Raw genomic sequence first — 15,948 nt, 5'->3', positions numbered from 1 at the left:
TCCTGTGGAGACGCCTCGGAGCTCGTGCGGGGGAGGGACGGGGTTGCTGCCATCGCCCGAACATCGTTGCACAACGCGCGGAAGCGTCAGCAGGCAACAGCCCACACGGTCACGAGCAGTTAACCAACTCTCAGGAAAGAACGCTCAAGATCGACTTCAGAAGGTCCGCTTCGTCGAGCTGATCGCGAGGTCCGCGAGCTTGGTCGCGGCCGGTTCGGCGACGGGGGCGTCGTCGAGGGCGGCCAGCGCGCTCTTCGTCAGCTCCTCGATGCGCTCCTCGACGGCGTCGACGGCGCCGACGTCGACGAGCGCGCGGCGGACCTCCTCGACGATCTCGAGGTCGAGGTCGGGCTTGCCCAAGGCGATATCCAATATATCGGCGCCGAACTGCATGCCCAGCGCCACGAGCAGCGTGCGCTTGCCCTCGGCGAGGTCGTCGCCCGCGGGCTTGCCGGTGACCTCGGGGTCGCCGAACACGCCGAGCAGGTCGTCACGCAGCTGGAACGCGACGCCGATGTCGGCGCCGAACGCCCGCAGGCCGTCGATCAGCTCCGGCGAGCCGCCCGCCATCGCCGCGCCCATGTGCAACGGCCGTTCGACGGTGTACGCGGCCGTCTTGAGCCGGTCGATGCGCACCGCGGCGTCCGGGGACGAGTCGCCCCGCGCCTGCGTCAGCACGTCGAGGTACTGGCCCGCGAGCATCTCCGTGCGCATGTCCCGCCACGGCTCGCTCATCCGCCGCAGCACCTCGGCGGGCAGCCCGGCGGCGAACAGCATGTCGTCCGCCCACGCCAGCGCGACGTCCCCGATCAGCACGGCCGCGGACATGCCGAAGCGTTCCGACGACCCGAGCCAGCCCTGCTCGCGGTGCCGCGCGCCGAACGCGATGTGCACGGTCGGCTTGCCCCGGCGCACCGACGAGGCGTCCATCAGGTCGTCGTGGATCAGCGCGCACGCCTGGATCAGCTCGAGCGAGCTGACCGCCGTGAGCACCTCGTCGGCGAGTTCGCCGTCGGGGTCGCCCCCGGCCGCGCGCCAGCCCCACCACGCGTAGGTCGGACGGATGCGCTTGCCCCCGCCCAGCACGAAGTCGGAGAGCGCGTCGACGGCGCTCGCGAAGCTCGGGTCCATCGCCTCGCCGGACGCTCGCCGGGAGGCCAGATACGTGGTCAGTGCTGCTTCGACACGTGCGGGCAGGGCCCTGTCCTTATCGGTCATGCCGATGGGGTGGTGGGACACACGTCCATGGTCCGCTGTGTCCCGGGACACGCGCATGTCGGGTCCGGCGTACCACATGGTGAGCTGGTGTCTCACCTACCGGAAGACCCACTAAGGTTGCCCTATGACGTCGGTGGTGGACAGGCTCCAGGGGGAGTTCCCCAAGTTCTCGGTGGAGTTCCTCCCGCCACGGGACGCGGAGGACGAGAAGGTCCTCTGGAAGGCCGTCCGCGAGCTCGAGGGCCTCGACCCGGCGTTCGTGTCGATCACCTACGGCGCCGGCGGGTCCCGCCGCGACCGCACGATCCGCGCCACCGGCCGCATCGCGCAGGAGACGACGCTGCTGCCCGTCGCGCACCTCTGCGCCGTCGACCACTCGGTGGCCGAGCTGCGCAACGTCATCGGTTGGTACGCGGCGATCGGCGTGCGCAACGTCCTCGCGCTGCGCGGCGACCCTCCCGGCGACCCGATGGGCGAGTGGGTCGCGCACCCGGAAGGCCTCAACTACGCCGACGAGCTCGTCTCGCTCGTGCGCGAGCTGGGCGACTTCTGCGTGGGCGTGGCGGCGTTCCCGTACGGGCACCCGCGTTCGAACGACCTCGACACCGACCTGAAGTACCTGCTGCGCAAGCTCAACGCGGGCGCGGACTACGCAGTGGCCCAGCTGTTCCACGCGCCGGAGCCGTTCCTGCGGCTGCGCGACCGCGTCGCGGACGCGGGCAGCACCGCCGCGATCCTGCCGGGCATCATGCCGATGCTGTCGCCGCGCGGGCTGTCCAAGATCGTGGAGCTGTCCGGGGCCGACCTGCCGCTCGACGTCGCGCGCCGACTGGAGCCGTACCTCGACGACGTCGCGGGGTTCCGGGCGACCGGCATCGACATCGCGACCGAGATGTGCCAGCGGCTGCTCGACGAGGGCGTGCCGGCGCTGCACTTCTACACGATGAACAGGTCGAAGGCGACGAAGGAAGTGCTGGGACGCCTGGGCCTGGTGGCGCGCGCCTAGATCGTCGCCCTAGATGGTGACGTTGCGTTTGTGCGCGATGAGGGCGAGCACGACGACGATCAGCGCCGCGCCACCGGTGAGCCCGGCGACCAGCAGCGCCCAGCCGAAGAACGACTGGGAGTTCTCGCCCGCGTACTGCACGGTCGCCTGGAGCATCGAGGCCTGACCGGGCTTCGGAGACCACGCGATCGTGTTGTTCTCCTCCTCGCGGCCGTTGGTGTTCACGATCTTGCCGGGGAAGCTGACCTTGATCTGGATGTCCGCGCGTTCGACCGGGACCTGCGTCAGGTCGACCGACCCCGACAGCGTGACAAGATCACCCGACCGGCGGAAGTTGAGGCTGTAGCGGCTGTTCGACGAGCTGGTGGTCATCGACAGCGTGCGCATCTCGTCGAACGACAGCCCGTTGAAGAACAGCTGCGTACCGGCGTAGGACTCCACCCGGTACGGCTTGGTGGTCACCCGGCTCGCGAGCTCCGGTGGCACCTTGAGCTGCGGGCCGGGATCGTTGTCCTGCGTCGGAGGGGTGGCCGCGACGATCTCGCCGGAGATGCGGTCGTCGTCCGACACGGCCATGGCGGCGTACACGCGCACGCAGCCACTCAACGAAAACAGGGTGAGCAGCAAGAAGACCGGCAGCAGCAGTGCCCGGGAACGACGCACGGCGGACATCCTGCCAGGGTGGTCCAAACGACGCAGGTCCCCTCCAAAGGTCGTGAGCTTGACTAACTACCTTTTGGTGCCGAGAGGCGCGAGGTAGCGTCTCGAAACATGGCATCCGTGCACGACATCAGCAACAAATTCGTCCGCGACTTCGTGGCGCTCGACCCCATCACGGCCACGAGCCTGGGCTTCGCTGGCTCCGACGACCAGCTGACGGACCTCTCCCCGGACGGGCACGCCGCGCGCGACGACCTCGCCGCCCGCGCGCTCGCCGACATCACCGCCGCCCAGCCCGCGGATGCCTCCGAGGAGGCGGCCCGCGCCGTCTTCCTGGAACGGATCGGCCTGGAGCACGAGCTGTACGAGGCGGGGGAGACCGAGTCCTCGCTGAACGTCATCGCGAGCCCGATCCAGTCCGTGCGCGACATCTTCGACCAGATGCCCACCGACACCCCCGAGCAGTGGGCCACGATCGGCCGCCGCCTCGCCGCCGTGCCCGCCGCACTGGACGGTCTGCGCGCCTCTCTCTCGCACGCCGCTTCCCGCGGCAACGTCTCCGCGTTGCGTCAGGTCACCCAGGTCGCCAAGCAGTGCGACACGTTCGCCTCCACCTTCTTCCTCCCGTTCGCCGCGTCCGCGAACGTCGACGGCACCGTCCGCACCTCTCTCGACGCGGGCGCACAGGCCGCAGCCGCCGCCTACTCCGAGTTCGCGTCGTTCCTGCGCACGACGCTGGCGCCGCAGGCACCCACCAAGGACGCCGTCGGCGAGGAGCGCTACCGCCTCGGCTCGCGGTACTTCACCGGCTCGCGCCTCGACCTCGCCGAGGCCTACGCGTGGGGCTGGGAGGAGTTCCTCGGCATCGAGGCCGAGATGAAGCAGATCGCGGCGCGGCTCAAGCCGGGCGCCTCCCTCAAGGAGACCGCCGAGTACCTCGACGAGCACCCGCGCTACCAGGTGCACGGCCAGGACGGCCTGCGCAACTGGATGCAGGAGCTGTCCGACAAGGCCCTGCTCGACCTGCGCGACGTGCACTTCGACCTGCCCGACGCGCTGATGAACCTCGAGTGCAAGATCGCCCCGCCCGGCGGTGCCGTGGGCGCCTACTACACGCCGCCGACCGCGGACTTCTCCCGTCCCGGCCGCATGTGGTGGTCGATCGCCGAGGGCAAGTCGGTGTTCCCGACGTGGCGCGAGACCTCGACGGTCTACCACGAGGGCGTGCCGGGCCATCACCTCCAGTGCGCGACGGCGGTGTACCAGTCCGAGACCCTGAACGACTTCCAGCGCCTCATGTGCTGGGTGTCGGGCCACGGCGAGGGCTGGGCCCTCTACGCCGAACGCCTCATGCGCGAACTCGGCTACCTCGGTGACGACGGCGACCTGCTCGGTATGCTCGACGCGCACCTGTTCCGCGCGGCCCGCGTCATCATCGACATCGGCATGCACCTGGAACTCGAGATCCCGGCGGGCACCGGCTTCCACCCCGGCGAGCGCTGGACGCCCGAACTCGGCCTGGAGTTCATGCTGACCCGCACCCTCTCCGAGGCGGCGCACGTCCACGACGAGATCGACCGCTACCTCGGCTGGCCCGGCCAGGCGCCGTCGTACAAGATCGGCGAACGCCTGTGGCTCGCCGCCCGCGAGGACGCGCGGACCCGCAAGGGCGCCGACTTCGACCTCAAGGTGTTCCACAAGGAGGCCCTGGAGATGGGCGCGATGGGCCTCGACACGTTGCGCGAACGGCTGGCGGCTCTCTGAGCCGTTGCCTGTCGCCGTGGTGCGGGGAGCGTTCGCTCTCCGCACCGGGTGAGGAACTCCGATGGACCTGTCTGAGCTGTGCTTCCACCTGCGGCACCGGCGCTTGATGTACCTGCCCGACACCCGGTACGCGAGTGCCGTCGCGTTCGTCGACGGCTTCGACCAGGCGCACGACGGGGTGCCGCTGGCGGGGTTCCAGGAGTACGTGGCGGCACGGGTGGGCATGACCGGGTCGCCGCTCGTCTGGTCCTGCCTGCTCGCGTCCGAACTGGTGCCCGCCGTCGCCGTCGCCGTCGTCGCGAGCGGCGGCCAGCTGATATCCGATATATCGGAGATCAGGGCGCGGTGATCTGAGCCGGATCGGCGTAGCGGACGCGCACCCGGTTCGTGATCGGCTCGGGGTCGTCGGTCCGCACGAACTCGAGCCACGGCCCCGGCTCCGGCCGCACCGACGCGAAGCCGTCGCCGCTGCGCGCCACGGGATGTCCGGTCGCCTCGGCCGACGCCAGCGGGTCGGGGGAGTCGACGACGACGGCCGCGACCACGCCGGGGTACTCGGGGCGGGGTTCGAGGACGCAGAACTCGTTGCCCTGCGGATCGCGCAGCACCACCCACGGCACGCCAGACTGACCGACGTCGGCGTGTTCGGCGCCGAGCTTCAGCGCCCGCGCGACGATGTCCGCCTGGTGTTCGGGCGACGTCGAGGCCAGATCGATGTGCACCCGGTTCTTCTCGATCTTCGGGGCGTCGCTCCACACGAACGTCAGCTCGATCTCGTCGCCGGCGAACTCGGACCAGAACGCGGCCAGCGCGGAGGGATCCGCCGACTCGAACGTGATTTCCACGCGTGCGAGGGTACTGTCTCGCGCGTGGCGAAGCTGGTGCTCGGACCTCTCCTCAGGCATGTCGACGCAACGTCCGCGACGGTGTGGGTCGAGGCCGACACCTCGTGCGAGGTGGACGTCAACGGCCGCACCGCGCGCACGTTCCAGGCGGGTGCTCAGCACTTCGCCCTGGTACGACTGGAAGAACTGGGGCCGCGCACCGAGTACGAGGTCAGACTCGACGGCGACCTCGTCTGGCCGGAACCCGGCAGCGACTTCCCGAAACCGGTCATCCGCACCACCGAGGTCCGCCGGATCGCCTTCGGGTCGTGCCGCGCCGCGCCCACCCAGCCGCTCGGGCCCGACGCGCTGGACGCGTTCGCGCAACGGCTGATGAAGACGCCGGAGCAGGAGTGGCCGCAGGCCATGATCCTGCTGGGCGACCAGGTCTACGCCGACGAGCCCACCGAGGAAACCAAGCAGTGGCTGAAGAAGCGCCGCGACGGCACCGAGGAACCCGACGGCGAGGTCGTCCACTTCGGTGAGTACGCCCGGCTCTACCACGAGACCTGGGGCGACCCGGAGATCCGCTGGCTGCTGTCCGTCGTGCCCACCGCGATGATCTTCGACGACCACGACGTGCGCGACGACTGGAACACCTCGGAGACGTGGCGCAAGCAGATGGCCGACAAGCCGTGGTGGAAGGACAGGGTCCGCGGCGCCATCGTCTCGTACTGGGTCTACCAGCACCTGGGCAACCTCAGTCCGGCCGAGCTGGCGAAGGATCCCTTGTACGCCAAGGTGAAGGCCCAGGACACGGACGTGCTGCCGTTGCTGGAGGAGTTCGCCGAGGCCGCCGACAAGGAGGTCGACGGCCACAAGTCGACGTGGTGGAGCTTCCGCCGCGACTTCGGCAGGGCCCGGCTGCTCATGGTCGACACGCGCTGCGGCCGCATCCTCGACGAGGGCGCGCGGCAGATGGTCAGCGACGACGAGTTCGCCTGGATCGAACGCAACACCGAGCACGACGACGAGTACGACCACCTGCTGATCGGCTCTTCGCTGCCGTGGCTGATGCCGCACGCGCTCAGCCACCTCCAGTCCATCAACGAGATCGGCGCGCAGAAGCCCGGCTGGCAGGGCTGGGCCGCCGAGAAGATCCGGCAGGCCGTCGACCTGGAGCACTGGCCCGCGTTCCGCGCGTCGTTCGACCGGCTCTCCCGCATGATCGAGAAGGCGGGCAACAACGGCGCCGCGACGGTGTGCGTGCTGTCTGGCGACGTCCACCACAGCTACGTCGCCGAAGCCGAGTTCGCCAGTCCCACCAAGGCCGTCGTCGCGCAGCTCGTCTGCTCGCCGATCCACAACGAGGCGCCGAAGTTCCTGCGGCCGGGGTTCCGGCTGTCGTGGTCCCGCCCGGCCTCGAAGGTGTTCCGGCGGCTCGCGACGTTCGTGGGCGTGCCTGAGGACCTGGTGCACTGGCGCAAGACCAACGGCCCGCACTTCGGGAACTCCGTGGCACTGCTGGACTTCGACGGCCGCCGCGCCCGTTACCGCCTCATCTCGGCAACGGGCGGGGAGACCGCCTCGGTGTCACTTGGTCGCGAGCCGCAGTAGCGCCCACAGCTGCGCGATCGCGTCGTGGTCGCCGATCGTCTCGACCATCCGGTCGGGCAACCGCCCCCACAGCCAGCGGTACATCGTCATCGGACTCGCCGACACCTGCGCGTCGGCGAGGTGCGCGTCCTCCGGATCGATGACGCGCCACGCCGACGCGCCCTGCGGACCGCACCGGGTGAGCCACAGGTCGTTCTCGACCTCGATCGCGACGAGGCTGTCCCGCGACCCCAGCACCCCGAGCACGTCCAGCTTGTAGCCCAGCCACAACGTGAGCACCTCGTCGACGCCGTCGACCGCCACTTCGTCGGTGACGGCGCCGACCTCCATGCCTGCGGCGCCCTGCACGTCCATGCGGTGCAAGGTCGTCTCGTGTGCGAGCCGTCGCCGCCAGAACCCGTAGTTCTGCTGCTGCGGCCACCACGTCGCGCACGGGTCGTCCTCGTCGTGCGCTTCGAGCCGTGCGATCACGGCCTGGGCGCCCGTGCGCATGAACTCCAGCGGATCGGCGCCGGGTTCCGGGTGGTCCTGCCACTCGCCGGCTTTGGGCTCGCGGCCGAGGTCCATCCACGCCAGCGCGCCGCGACAACCGCCGCCGACGTGCCGCACGGTCTCCCCGAGGTTCAGTCCGGGGCAGGCCGGCACGCCCTTGTGCGGCGGCTGGCCGATCGCGGACACGGCCAGCAACTCCGCCTCGCGGCGCAGCACTTCCAGATGGTTCACCTTCTCGCCTCGCTCATCACGCGGTCGACGAGCGTCACGAACTGAGCGGTCTGGCGCACCAGGTCGTCGGCCGTGCGGGCGTCGACGTGCCGGGTGATGCCCGCGAGCACGGCCGCCCGCGTGGACGACCACGACGCGAAGAACGCCGCCCACTCACCGAGTTCCGGCGCGATCGCGGTGAGCAGCACCCACGCGCTGGTCGGCCGGGAACGTCCGCGATGAGGCCGTCCGCGCAGCGCGAGCACCGCCGCAGCGGCCCGCAACGCGGCGAGGTAGGCGGTCGCGAACCGTTCGGAGGGCTCGGGCGTGCGTTCGGCCTCGGCGAGCGAGTCGTGGGCCTGCCGCAGCAACGCCAGCGCGGACGCGGGCGGCGACGACAGGGGTAACGGGTCAGGCCTCGGTATGGGCAACGGAATCGGGACGGCGACTGGGAAGGCTGCCGGATTCGAAAGTTCGGCTGACATCTCGGCCTCCTCGTGGCGTCGGCGAACGACGTCACCGCCGAGGGGAAGCCGGCGGCTCTCGGAGGTGGGGTGCTTCCCCCACCCCACCTCCGAGGCATGGTGAGACTCGAACACATGTTCGAGTCCCCCTCAGCGTAGCTCCCGGCCGATGGATTCCTCAACCCGCCCCACCACGTGGGCGTGAGTCGTGGTCTGATGGAGACGTGAGTGCGCTCGAACACCCCGGAATCCGCAGGGTCGCGGAAGCCCTGCCGCCCGCCACCGCCGAACGCATCGTCGTGCTGCCGGACGCCGTGCGGACAGCGGCGGCCGCGGCGCAGGCGGTGGGCGTGGAGGCGGGCGCGATCGCGAACAGCCTGGTCTTCGCCGCCGTGCGCGACGGCGAGGCCGCTCCGCTGCTCGTGCTGACGTCGGGCGCGCACCGCGCGGACACGTCGCTGATCGCCGCGCTCGTGGGCGCGGACGCCGTCAAGCGCGCCGACCCAGAGTTCGTCCGCGAGCACACCGGCCAGGTGATCGGCGGCGTCTCGCCGATCGGGCACCCGGCGCCGATCGAGACCCTGGTCGACGAGTCCCTCTCCGGCTACACCGAGATCTGGGCCGCCGCGGGGCATCCGCACGCCGTCTACCCCACGACGTTCGCGGACCTCGTGGAACTGACCGGTGGCCGCGTCGCCGTGGTGGCGGTGTCGGAATGACGGCCTCACCGCGCCTGGAGCGCATCGTCGAGTTCACCGCTCAGGAGCTGAACGTGCGGCTGGGCGAGGCCCTCGCCCTGTACGTGACGGCCATGAACTACCCGCCCGGCACCGTCGAGCAGCGCGCCCCGATGTGGCTCGCGCACATGATGCGCGAGGACTGGCGCTGCGTCGTCGCGCTGGGGGAGCAGGACGAACTCGTCGGCATCGGCTACGGCTACCGGGGCGCGTCCGGCCAGTGGTGGCACGAGCAGGTGCGGCGCGGTCTGATGCAGGTCTCGCCGCCCACCGTCGTCGAGGACTGGCTCACCGACTACTTCGAGCTCACCGAACTGCACGTGCTGCCGCGCGCCCAGGGCCGCGGCCTCGGCGAGGACCTGCTGCGCCGCCTCATGGAGGGCGTGCCGTCCTCCCGCGTGCTGCTCTCCACGCCCGAAGGTCCGAGCAAGGCGTGGAAGCTCTACCGCCGCGTCGGCTTCGTCGACGTCCTGCGCCACTACCAGTTCACCGGCGACCCGCGTCCGTTCGCGGTCCTCGGCCGCACGCTCCCGGTCGTCTAGCTCGTCCTGCTCTCCAGCCCCGAGTCGTTCCGGCTCGGGGCTTTTGTTGCGATCACGTGCGTTCGGCCCTACCCTCACCAATATGCAATATATTGGATATGGGTCACTGAAGGAGCGGGCGGCGGCCGAGATCCGGACGGCCATCGTGCGCGGCGACCTCGAACCGGGCACGCCGATCAAGGACGTCGAACTCGCCGAGAAGCTCGGCCTGTCCCGCACCCCGGTGCGCGAGGCGCTCGCCACGCTGACCGACGAGGGCCTGGTCGAGACCAAGCCGCACGCCTACACGAGGGTCACCGCGCTGGACGCGGAACCCGTGCGCGACGCCCTCGTCGTCGTCCAGTCCATGCACTCTCTCGCCATCGGCATCGCGGTGCCGAAGATGACGGCCGACGACATCGCCGCGATGCGCGCCGCGAACAAGGCCTTCAAGGCCGCGCTCGACGCCGACGACGCCACCGCCGCCCTGGCCGCCGACGACGAGTTCCACGCCGTCGCCGTCCGCTGCTGCGACAACTTCGCCGTCACCGCGACCATCGACCGCTACACCCCGCTGGTGCGCAGGCTCGAGCACAGCCGCTTCTCCTCGCCGCACGCCCGCCACTCCGTGACGCAGCACCAGCAGATCATCGAGGCCTGCGAGAAGGGCGACGACCTCCAAGCCGCCGCCCTGGCCGACCAGAACTGGAGCACCCTCAAGGAGGAACTGTGAACAGATTCCCGCTGCTCTTCGGCCCCTCGCCCGTCCACCGCCTCGACCGCCTGACCACCCACCTGGGCGGCGCCGCGGTCTGGGCCAAGCGCGAGGACTGCAACTCCGGCCTCGCCTACGGCGGCAACAAGACCCGCAAACTCGAGTACCTCGTCGCCGACGCCCTCGCCACCGGCTGCGACACCCTCGTCTCCATCGGTGGCATCCAGTCCAACCACACCCGCCAGGTCGCCGCCGCGGCGGCCCGCGCCGGCCTGAAAGCCGTGCTGGTGCAGGAGAGCTGGGTCGACTGGACCGACACCGGCAGCGACCGGGTGGGCAACATCCTGCTCAGCCGCATGATGGGAGCCGACGTCCGGCTGGTCAGCGCCGAGTTCGGCATCGGCGTCAAACCCGCCTGGGAACAGGCGATCGAAGAGGTCCGCGCCGCCGGAGGCAAGCCCTACCCGATCCCGGCCGGCGCCTCCGACCACCCGCTCGGCGGCATGGGCTTCGCGAACTGGGCCGACGAGGTCCGCCAACAGGAAACGCAACTCGGCGTCTTCTTCGACACCATCGTCGTCTGCTCCGTCACCGGCAGCACCCAGGCGGGCATGGTCGCGGGCTTCGCCGGCGAGACCGGCCGCCGAGTCCTGGGCATCGACGCCTCCGCCAAGCCGGCCGAGACCCTCGACCAGATCACCCGCATCGCCCACGACACCGCCAAGCTCCGCGAGGTCACGGTGTCCGATGAGGACGTCCTCCTCGACGACCGCTTCCACGCCGGCACCTACGGCATCGCCGACGAGTCCACAGTGGACGCCATGCGCCTCGGCGCGAGCCTCGAAGGCATGATCACCGACCCGGTCTACGAGGGGAAGTCCCTGGCGGGGCTCATCCACCTCGTGTCGTCGGGGGAGATCGGCCGCGACTCCACCGTCCTCTACGCGCACCTGGGCGGCCAGCCGGCCCTGAACGCCTACAGCTCGCTGTTCCCCGCCTAGGCGCGGAGATGCGGGGCGGACTCGCCACGACGTTCCGCAGGCCGGGCGAGAGGCGAGCGCGGCGGCGAACCGCCGCTGTGGCAAGGCATGCGCGAGCCGTGCGTCAGGCTCGCAGGCGCAGGCCCTTCGGGGTGGCTCGGAAGCCTGCCTCCTGCAGGACCGTGGCCAGGTGCGAGGTGAGGGCCACCTCGCCGTCGGCCCGTTGGACCGCCAGCTGGCCCAGCCAGCCGTCGCGGACCGCCCGGCTCAGGGCGTTGGCGGCGGTGCGGAGGGTGGGTTCGTCGTCGGTGAACGACAGGAGCGATTTGCCTCCTCTCTCCACGTAGAGGGCCGGGGTGCCGTCGACCAGGACGGCCAGGGCGCCGGCCTTGCGGGCCGGGCGGTGTTTGCCCTCGCCGAGCGGGTCCGGCCAGGACAGGGCCGCTCCGTACGGCTGGGCCGGGTCGGCCGCGGCCAGGACCACCGCGGTCTCGTCCGACGACGGTGGCTGGCCCGGTGGGCGGGAGAGGGCTCGCATGCGGTCGACGGCGCCTCGGGCCGCGAACTGGGCCGCGCCCAGGCCCTCGACCACGTAGCCGCGGATCACCTGGCCGGACTCCTCCATCGCGCGCAGCACCTTGTAGACGCCGCTGAAGCCGCCGGTCACCCGTTCGGTGTCGAGGGCGCCTCTGGTCAGGACGCCGTGGCGTTCCAGGAAGGCCTCCGCTCTGGCGTGGGCCCGGCGGGTCGGGTCCTGGGCCGGGACGACGGCCAGGGACCAGCGGCCCGCGGCGGTGGGCGGGCCCGTGCGGGACGGCATGTCCGGGCGGGCCGCGCGGAGACGGGCGTAGCGGCCGCGCGGTGCGCTGCGGCGTGGTTTGTGGGCCGCGCCTCCGCCGGAGACCAAGGCGCGCAACGGGGACAGGGTGTCGTTGGCGATCAGGCCCGCCCACACCAGGTCCCAGAGGGTGCCGACGACCTCGGCGTCGGTGCACGCCACGGACAGCGAGGTGCGGTCCACCACCTGCCGGAAGAACAGGGCGCCGCCCGCCAGCGACTCCAGCACGGCGGTGTGCAGCGGTGACTCCGGGATCGACTCCGGCACCAGGTCGGGCAGCAGGAGGTCGGCCACGTCGGTGGGGGCCAGCGCGATCCAGCCGTCGCCGCCGGTCAGGGCTCCGCAGCCCGTCCAGGTCACCTCGCCGGACGCCGTGAGTTCGTCCAGCAGGGCCGGGTAGTAGCCGGGCAGACGGGACGGCAGCAGCAGCGATTCGAGGGCGCTCGCCGGGAGCGGGGCGCCCGCCAGTTGTTCCACCACCGAGAAGACGTCGTCGATCGTCGGCGCCGAACGCAGGCGGCGGCCCAGGCCGTGCCACTGCGGCAGGAACCGGCCCAGCGCCGCCGGTTCCACCGGTTCGACCTCGGAGCGCAGCAACGCCAGGGAGGCTCGGCGCAGCCGGCGCAGGACGTCCGCGTCGCAGTACTCGGTGTGCGTGCCACCGGGGCGCAGTTCGCCGCGCACCAGGCGGCCCGTCGCCGCCATCCGTTCCAGCACGGCCGTCACCACGGCCACGCCCAGGCCGAAGCGGGCGGCCGGCTCCAACGCCGGGAACGGGCCGTGCGTGCGGGCGTACCGGCTCAGCAGGTCGCCCAGCGGGTCCGCCACCGGCTCCATGAACGCCTCCGGCACACCCACCGGCAGGGCCACGCCCAAGGCGTCCCGGACTCGACCGGCGTCCTCGATCGCGATCGTGCGTTCCTCGCCCGCGATCCGGACCCGGATCGCCCGGCGTTGCGCCAGCAGTTCGTCGAGCCACTCGCGGGGCACGCCCCGCTCCAGCGCCTCGGCGTCGGAGAGATCTCCCAGGAACCGCAACAGGTCCGCGGTGTCCTCGGCGTGCCGGGGGCGCCTGTCCTCGCTCAACCGCTGCAACGCGCGTTCGACCTCGGTCACCACGTCCGGGTCGAGCAGTTCGCGGATCGCCTCCGAGCCCAGGAGTTCCGCGAGCAGCGTCGAGTCGAGCGACAGCGCCGCCGCGCGCCGTTCGGCCAGCGGCGCGTCGAGTTCGTAGAGGAACATCCCGACGTACCCGAACAGCAGGCTGCGGGCGAACGGCGACGGCGACTGCGTCTCCACCTCGACCACCCGCACTCGCCGCGCGCGGACGTCCGACATCAGCTCGCGCAGGCCCGGCACGTCGTAGACGTCCTGCAGGCACTCGCGCATCGCCTCCAGCACCACCGGGAAGCGTTCGTACTTCGAGGCGACCGACAACAGCTGCGCAGACCGCTGCCGCTGCTGCCACAACGGCGTGCGGCGGCGTGGATCGCGGCGGGGCAGCAGCAACGACCGGGCCGCGCACTCGCGGAACCGGGCCGCGAACAACGCCGATCCGCCCACCTCGGCGACCACGATCTGCTCGACCTCGTCCGGATCGAGCAGCACGTCCTCGGCGCCCGCCGTCACCTCCGCGCCCTCGTAGTCCAGAGCGTCCGGCAGCCGCAGCACGATGCCGTCGTCGGAGTGCGCGGCCTGCACCTCGACGCCGCGCTTCTCCCGCAGCCGGGCCGCGATCGCCAACGCCCACGGCGCGTTCACCTGCGCGCCGAACGGCGAGTGCACGACGAGTCGCCAGTCGCCCAGTTCGTCGCGGAACCGTTCCACCAGAACGGTTCTGTCGTTCGGGACGTGCCGGGTCGCTTCCCGCTGCTCGCCCAGGTACGCGAGCAGGTTGTCCGTCGCCCACTCGTCCAAACCGGCGGACGTGGCCCGCTCGCGCGCCGCCGAGTCCTCCATCGTGGACACTTCGCGCAGGAACTTTCCCATCGCCCGGCCGAGTTCCAGCGGACGGCCCGGCGCGTCGCCCTTCCAGAACGGCATCCGCGCTGGCTGTCCCGGCGCGGGCACCACGATCACCCGGTCGTGCGTGATGTCCTCGACCCGCCACGACGACGTGCCCAGCAGGAACGTGTCGCCGACGCGGGACTCGTAGACCATCTCCTCGTCGAGCTCGCCGACCCGTGAGCCGGGACCGTTCTCCGAGGCCGGGGTCATGACCGCGAACAGCCCCCGGTCGGGGATCGTGCCGCCGGAGGTGACCGCCAGCCGCTGCGAGCCGGGACGGCCGCGCAGCTCGGAGTTCACCCGGTCCCAGGTGATCCGCGGCCGCAGCTCGCCGAACTCCTCGGACGGGTAGCGCCCCGACAGCATGTCGAGCACCGCGTCCATCGCCGAGTCCGGCAGCCCGGCGAACGGCGCCGCCCGCCGCACCAGCGCCGTCAGGTCCGCGACCGGCCACGACTCCATCGCCACCATGGCGACGACGTGCTGCGCCAGCACGTCGAGCGGGTTGCGCGGGAACCTCACCGCCTCGATCGCGCCGTCGCGCATCCGTTCCGCCACCACCGCGCACGACACCAGGTCGCCGCGGAACTTCGGGAACATCACGCCCCGCGACACCGCGCCCACCTGGTGCCCGGCCCGGCCGACGCGCTGCAGCCCGGAGGCGACCGACGGCGGCGCCTCGACCTGCACCACCAGATCGACCGCACCCATGTCGATGCCGAGTTCCAGCGACGACGTGGCCACCACGCACGGCAACCGGCCCGACTTCAAGTCTTCTTCCACGGCCGTGCGCTGCTCACGCGACATGGACCCGTGGTGCGCGCGGGCGACGGACGCCGTCTTCTGCACCGTCATGCCCGACTGCCCGATCGCCTCCGCCGGGAACGACTCCAGCTCGGCGGTTTCTTCGGCGAGTTCGTTCAGACGCGCGGTCAGCCGTTCCGCGAGCCGCCGCGAGTTCGCGAACACGATCGTCGACCGGTGCGCCCGCACCAGCTCCAGCACCCGCGCCTCGACCGACGGCCAGATCGACGTGCGTTGCTCGGCACCGGCGGCCGACCCCGACACCTCGCCCGTCGGCTGGCCGAGCAGCGCCATGTCCTCGACCGGCACCTCCACCTCGACCTGGATGGTCTTCGGCGTCTTCGGCTGCACGACCGTGATCGGCCGCCCGCCCGACAGGAACGTGCTGATCTCCTCGACCGGCCGCACCGTCGCGGACAGCCCGATCCGCTGCGCCGGCCGCTCCAGCAACGCGTCCAGCCGTTCGAGCGACAACGCCATGTGCGCGCCGCGCTTGGTGCCCGCCACCGCGTGCACCTCGTCGACGATCACCGTCTCCACGCCGCGCAACGACTCCCGCGCCGACGACGTGAGCAGCAGGAACAACGACTCCGGCGTCGTCACCAGCACGTCCGGCGGGGTGCGCCCGAACGCCCGGCGCTCCTCCGGCGACGTGTCCCCGGTGCGCATGCCGACCGTGATCGACGGCTCCGCGAGCCCCAACCGGTGCGAGGCCTGGCGAATACCGGTCAACGGCGCGCGCAGGTTGCGTTCGACGTCCACCGCCAGCGCCTTCAACGGCGACACGTACAGCACCCGGCACCGGCGCTTCGGCTCCGCGGCGGGAGGCGACGACGCCAGCCGGTCGAGCGCCCACAGGAACGCCGCCAGCGTCTTGCCCGAGCCCGTCGGGGCGATGACCAGCGCGTGCTCGCCCGCCGCCGCGGCCGCCCACGCCCCTGTCTGCGCCTGGGTGGGCGCGGCGAAGGCCCCGGCGAACCACTGCCTGGTCGCCGGTGAGAATGCCTCCATCACGTCCATGGCGACCATCATGACGCCGGGGTCCGACAATTTCTGATTACGCAGGTCCGAGCACCCGGCAGAGGCCGCTG

At 71.3% G+C, this 15,948-nt stretch carries 14 protein-coding genes; 8 read left to right on the top strand and 6 right to left on the bottom strand.

From position 1 onward, the window contains the following. Positions 1–156: 156 nt before the first annotated feature. The gene (locus tag JNUCC0626_RS22640) at positions 157–1,218 is read right to left on the bottom strand and encodes a polyprenyl synthetase family protein (RefSeq protein WP_394621775.1); all 1,062 of its coding nucleotides are present in this window, start codon (positions 1,216–1,218) and stop codon (positions 157–159) included. A 124-nt stretch (positions 1,219–1,342) separates the two neighbouring features. Here JNUCC0626_RS22640 and JNUCC0626_RS22635 point away from each other — a divergent pair, with 124 nt between their 5' ends. Continuing rightward, positions 1,343–2,224: a methylenetetrahydrofolate reductase gene (locus JNUCC0626_RS22635; protein WP_394621774.1), complete on the top strand. Its 882-nt coding sequence runs from the start codon at positions 1,343–1,345 to the stop codon at positions 2,222–2,224. Between the two features lie 9 nt (positions 2,225–2,233). Here JNUCC0626_RS22635 and JNUCC0626_RS22630 read toward each other — a convergent pair whose 3' ends face one another. Next, a complete protein-coding gene (locus JNUCC0626_RS22630) occupies positions 2,234–2,896 on the bottom strand; it encodes a DUF3153 domain-containing protein (RefSeq protein WP_394621773.1) in 663 nt (220 codons plus the stop codon). A gap of 99 nt (positions 2,897–2,995) precedes the next feature. On the opposite strand from JNUCC0626_RS22630, the gene JNUCC0626_RS22625 reads away from it, so the two are divergent. Both JNUCC0626_RS22625 and JNUCC0626_RS22620 read left to right on the top strand, forming a co-directional pair. Next, positions 2,996–4,648 carry a DUF885 domain-containing protein gene (locus JNUCC0626_RS22625; protein ID WP_394621772.1) on the top strand — a complete coding sequence of 551 codons (1,653 nt, stop codon included), beginning with the start codon at positions 2,996–2,998 and terminating at the stop codon, positions 4,646–4,648. 61 nt (positions 4,649–4,709) lie between these two features. Then, positions 4,710–4,997, top strand: a complete 288-nt coding sequence (locus JNUCC0626_RS22620; protein WP_394621771.1) for a hypothetical protein — start codon at positions 4,710–4,712, stop codon at positions 4,995–4,997. Here JNUCC0626_RS22620 and JNUCC0626_RS22615 read toward each other — a convergent pair. Next, on the bottom strand, positions 4,984–5,493 hold the full coding sequence (locus JNUCC0626_RS22615) for a VOC family protein (RefSeq protein WP_394621770.1): 510 nt from the start codon (positions 5,491–5,493) through the stop codon (positions 4,984–4,986). The two genes, JNUCC0626_RS22620 and JNUCC0626_RS22615, sit on opposite strands and share 14 nt — an antisense overlap. A 24-nt stretch (positions 5,494–5,517) precedes the next feature. On the opposite strand from JNUCC0626_RS22615, the gene JNUCC0626_RS22610 reads away from it, so the two are divergent. After that, the gene (locus JNUCC0626_RS22610; protein WP_394621769.1) at positions 5,518–7,089 is read left to right on the top strand and encodes an alkaline phosphatase D family protein; all 1,572 of its coding nucleotides are present in this window, start codon (positions 5,518–5,520) and stop codon (positions 7,087–7,089) included. Here JNUCC0626_RS22610 and JNUCC0626_RS22605 read toward each other — a convergent pair. Further along, positions 7,066–7,812, bottom strand: coding sequence for a maleylpyruvate isomerase N-terminal domain-containing protein (locus tag JNUCC0626_RS22605; RefSeq protein WP_394621768.1), 747 nt, complete (start codon positions 7,810–7,812; stop codon positions 7,066–7,068). The genes JNUCC0626_RS22610 and JNUCC0626_RS22605 overlap by 24 nt on opposite strands. Next, positions 7,809–8,276, bottom strand: a complete 468-nt coding sequence (locus tag JNUCC0626_RS22600; RefSeq protein WP_394621767.1) for an SAV_6107 family HEPN domain-containing protein — start codon at positions 8,274–8,276, stop codon at positions 7,809–7,811. Before JNUCC0626_RS22600 ends, JNUCC0626_RS22605 begins: the two co-directional genes overlap by 4 nt. Before the next feature lie 203 nt (positions 8,277–8,479). Here JNUCC0626_RS22600 and JNUCC0626_RS22595 point away from each other — a divergent pair, with 203 nt between their 5' ends. From JNUCC0626_RS22595 to JNUCC0626_RS22580, 4 genes are all read left to right on the top strand, one after another. Continuing rightward, the gene (locus JNUCC0626_RS22595) at positions 8,480–8,974 is read left to right on the top strand and encodes a YbaK/EbsC family protein (RefSeq protein WP_394621766.1); all 495 of its coding nucleotides are present in this window, start codon (positions 8,480–8,482) and stop codon (positions 8,972–8,974) included. Beyond that, entirely contained in the window at positions 8,971–9,534 is a 564-nt protein-coding gene (locus tag JNUCC0626_RS22590; RefSeq protein ID WP_394621765.1) for a GNAT family N-acetyltransferase, read from the top strand. The genes JNUCC0626_RS22595 and JNUCC0626_RS22590 overlap by 4 nt, the downstream gene beginning before the upstream one ends. A gap of 82 nt (positions 9,535–9,616) precedes the next feature. After that, positions 9,617–10,246, top strand: a complete 630-nt coding sequence (locus JNUCC0626_RS22585) for a GntR family transcriptional regulator (protein WP_394621764.1) — start codon at positions 9,617–9,619, stop codon at positions 10,244–10,246. Next, the gene (locus JNUCC0626_RS22580; RefSeq protein WP_394621763.1) at positions 10,243–11,229 is read left to right on the top strand and encodes a 1-aminocyclopropane-1-carboxylate deaminase; all 987 of its coding nucleotides are present in this window, start codon (positions 10,243–10,245) and stop codon (positions 11,227–11,229) included. Before JNUCC0626_RS22585 ends, JNUCC0626_RS22580 begins: the two co-directional genes overlap by 4 nt. A gap of 103 nt (positions 11,230–11,332) precedes the next feature. On the opposite strand, the gene JNUCC0626_RS22575 is transcribed toward JNUCC0626_RS22580, so the two are convergent. Further along, complete coding sequence (locus JNUCC0626_RS22575) at positions 11,333–15,877, bottom strand: ATP-dependent helicase (protein WP_394621762.1); 4,545 nt, start codon at positions 15,875–15,877, stop codon at positions 11,333–11,335. Positions 15,878–15,948 lie beyond the last annotated feature (71 nt).

The sequence above is a fragment of the Lentzea sp. JNUCC 0626 genome (assembly GCF_043632865.1).
Taxonomy (GTDB): Bacteria; Actinomycetota; Actinomycetes; order Mycobacteriales; family Pseudonocardiaceae; genus Lentzea.
The sequence above is the reverse complement of the archived record's forward strand: the minus strand, read 5'-3'. Positions and strand labels throughout refer to the sequence as shown.

Excerpts from the sequence above, each read along its gene's own strand:
- JNUCC0626_RS22575 (WP_394621762.1), bottom strand. The coding sequence starts at position 15,877 with ATGGACGTGATGGAGGCATTCTCACCGGCGACCAGGCAGTGGTTCGCC.
- JNUCC0626_RS22630 (WP_394621773.1), bottom strand. The coding sequence starts at position 2,896 with ATGTCCGCCGTGCGTCGTTCCCGGGCACTGCTGCTGCCGGTCTTCTTG.
- JNUCC0626_RS22620 (WP_394621771.1), top strand. The coding sequence starts at position 4,710 with ATGGACCTGTCTGAGCTGTGCTTCCACCTGCGGCACCGGCGCTTGATG.
- JNUCC0626_RS22625 (WP_394621772.1), top strand. The coding sequence starts at position 2,996 with ATGGCATCCGTGCACGACATCAGCAACAAATTCGTCCGCGACTTCGTG.
- JNUCC0626_RS22640 (WP_394621775.1), bottom strand. The coding sequence starts at position 1,218 with ATGACCGATAAGGACAGGGCCCTGCCCGCACGTGTCGAAGCAGCACTG.
- JNUCC0626_RS22585 (WP_394621764.1), top strand. The coding sequence starts at position 9,617 with ATGCAATATATTGGATATGGGTCACTGAAGGAGCGGGCGGCGGCCGAG.
- JNUCC0626_RS22600 (WP_394621767.1), bottom strand. The coding sequence starts at position 8,276 with ATGTCAGCCGAACTTTCGAATCCGGCAGCCTTCCCAGTCGCCGTCCCG.
- JNUCC0626_RS22635 (WP_394621774.1), top strand. The coding sequence starts at position 1,343 with ATGACGTCGGTGGTGGACAGGCTCCAGGGGGAGTTCCCCAAGTTCTCG.
- JNUCC0626_RS22590 (WP_394621765.1), top strand. The coding sequence starts at position 8,971 with ATGACGGCCTCACCGCGCCTGGAGCGCATCGTCGAGTTCACCGCTCAG.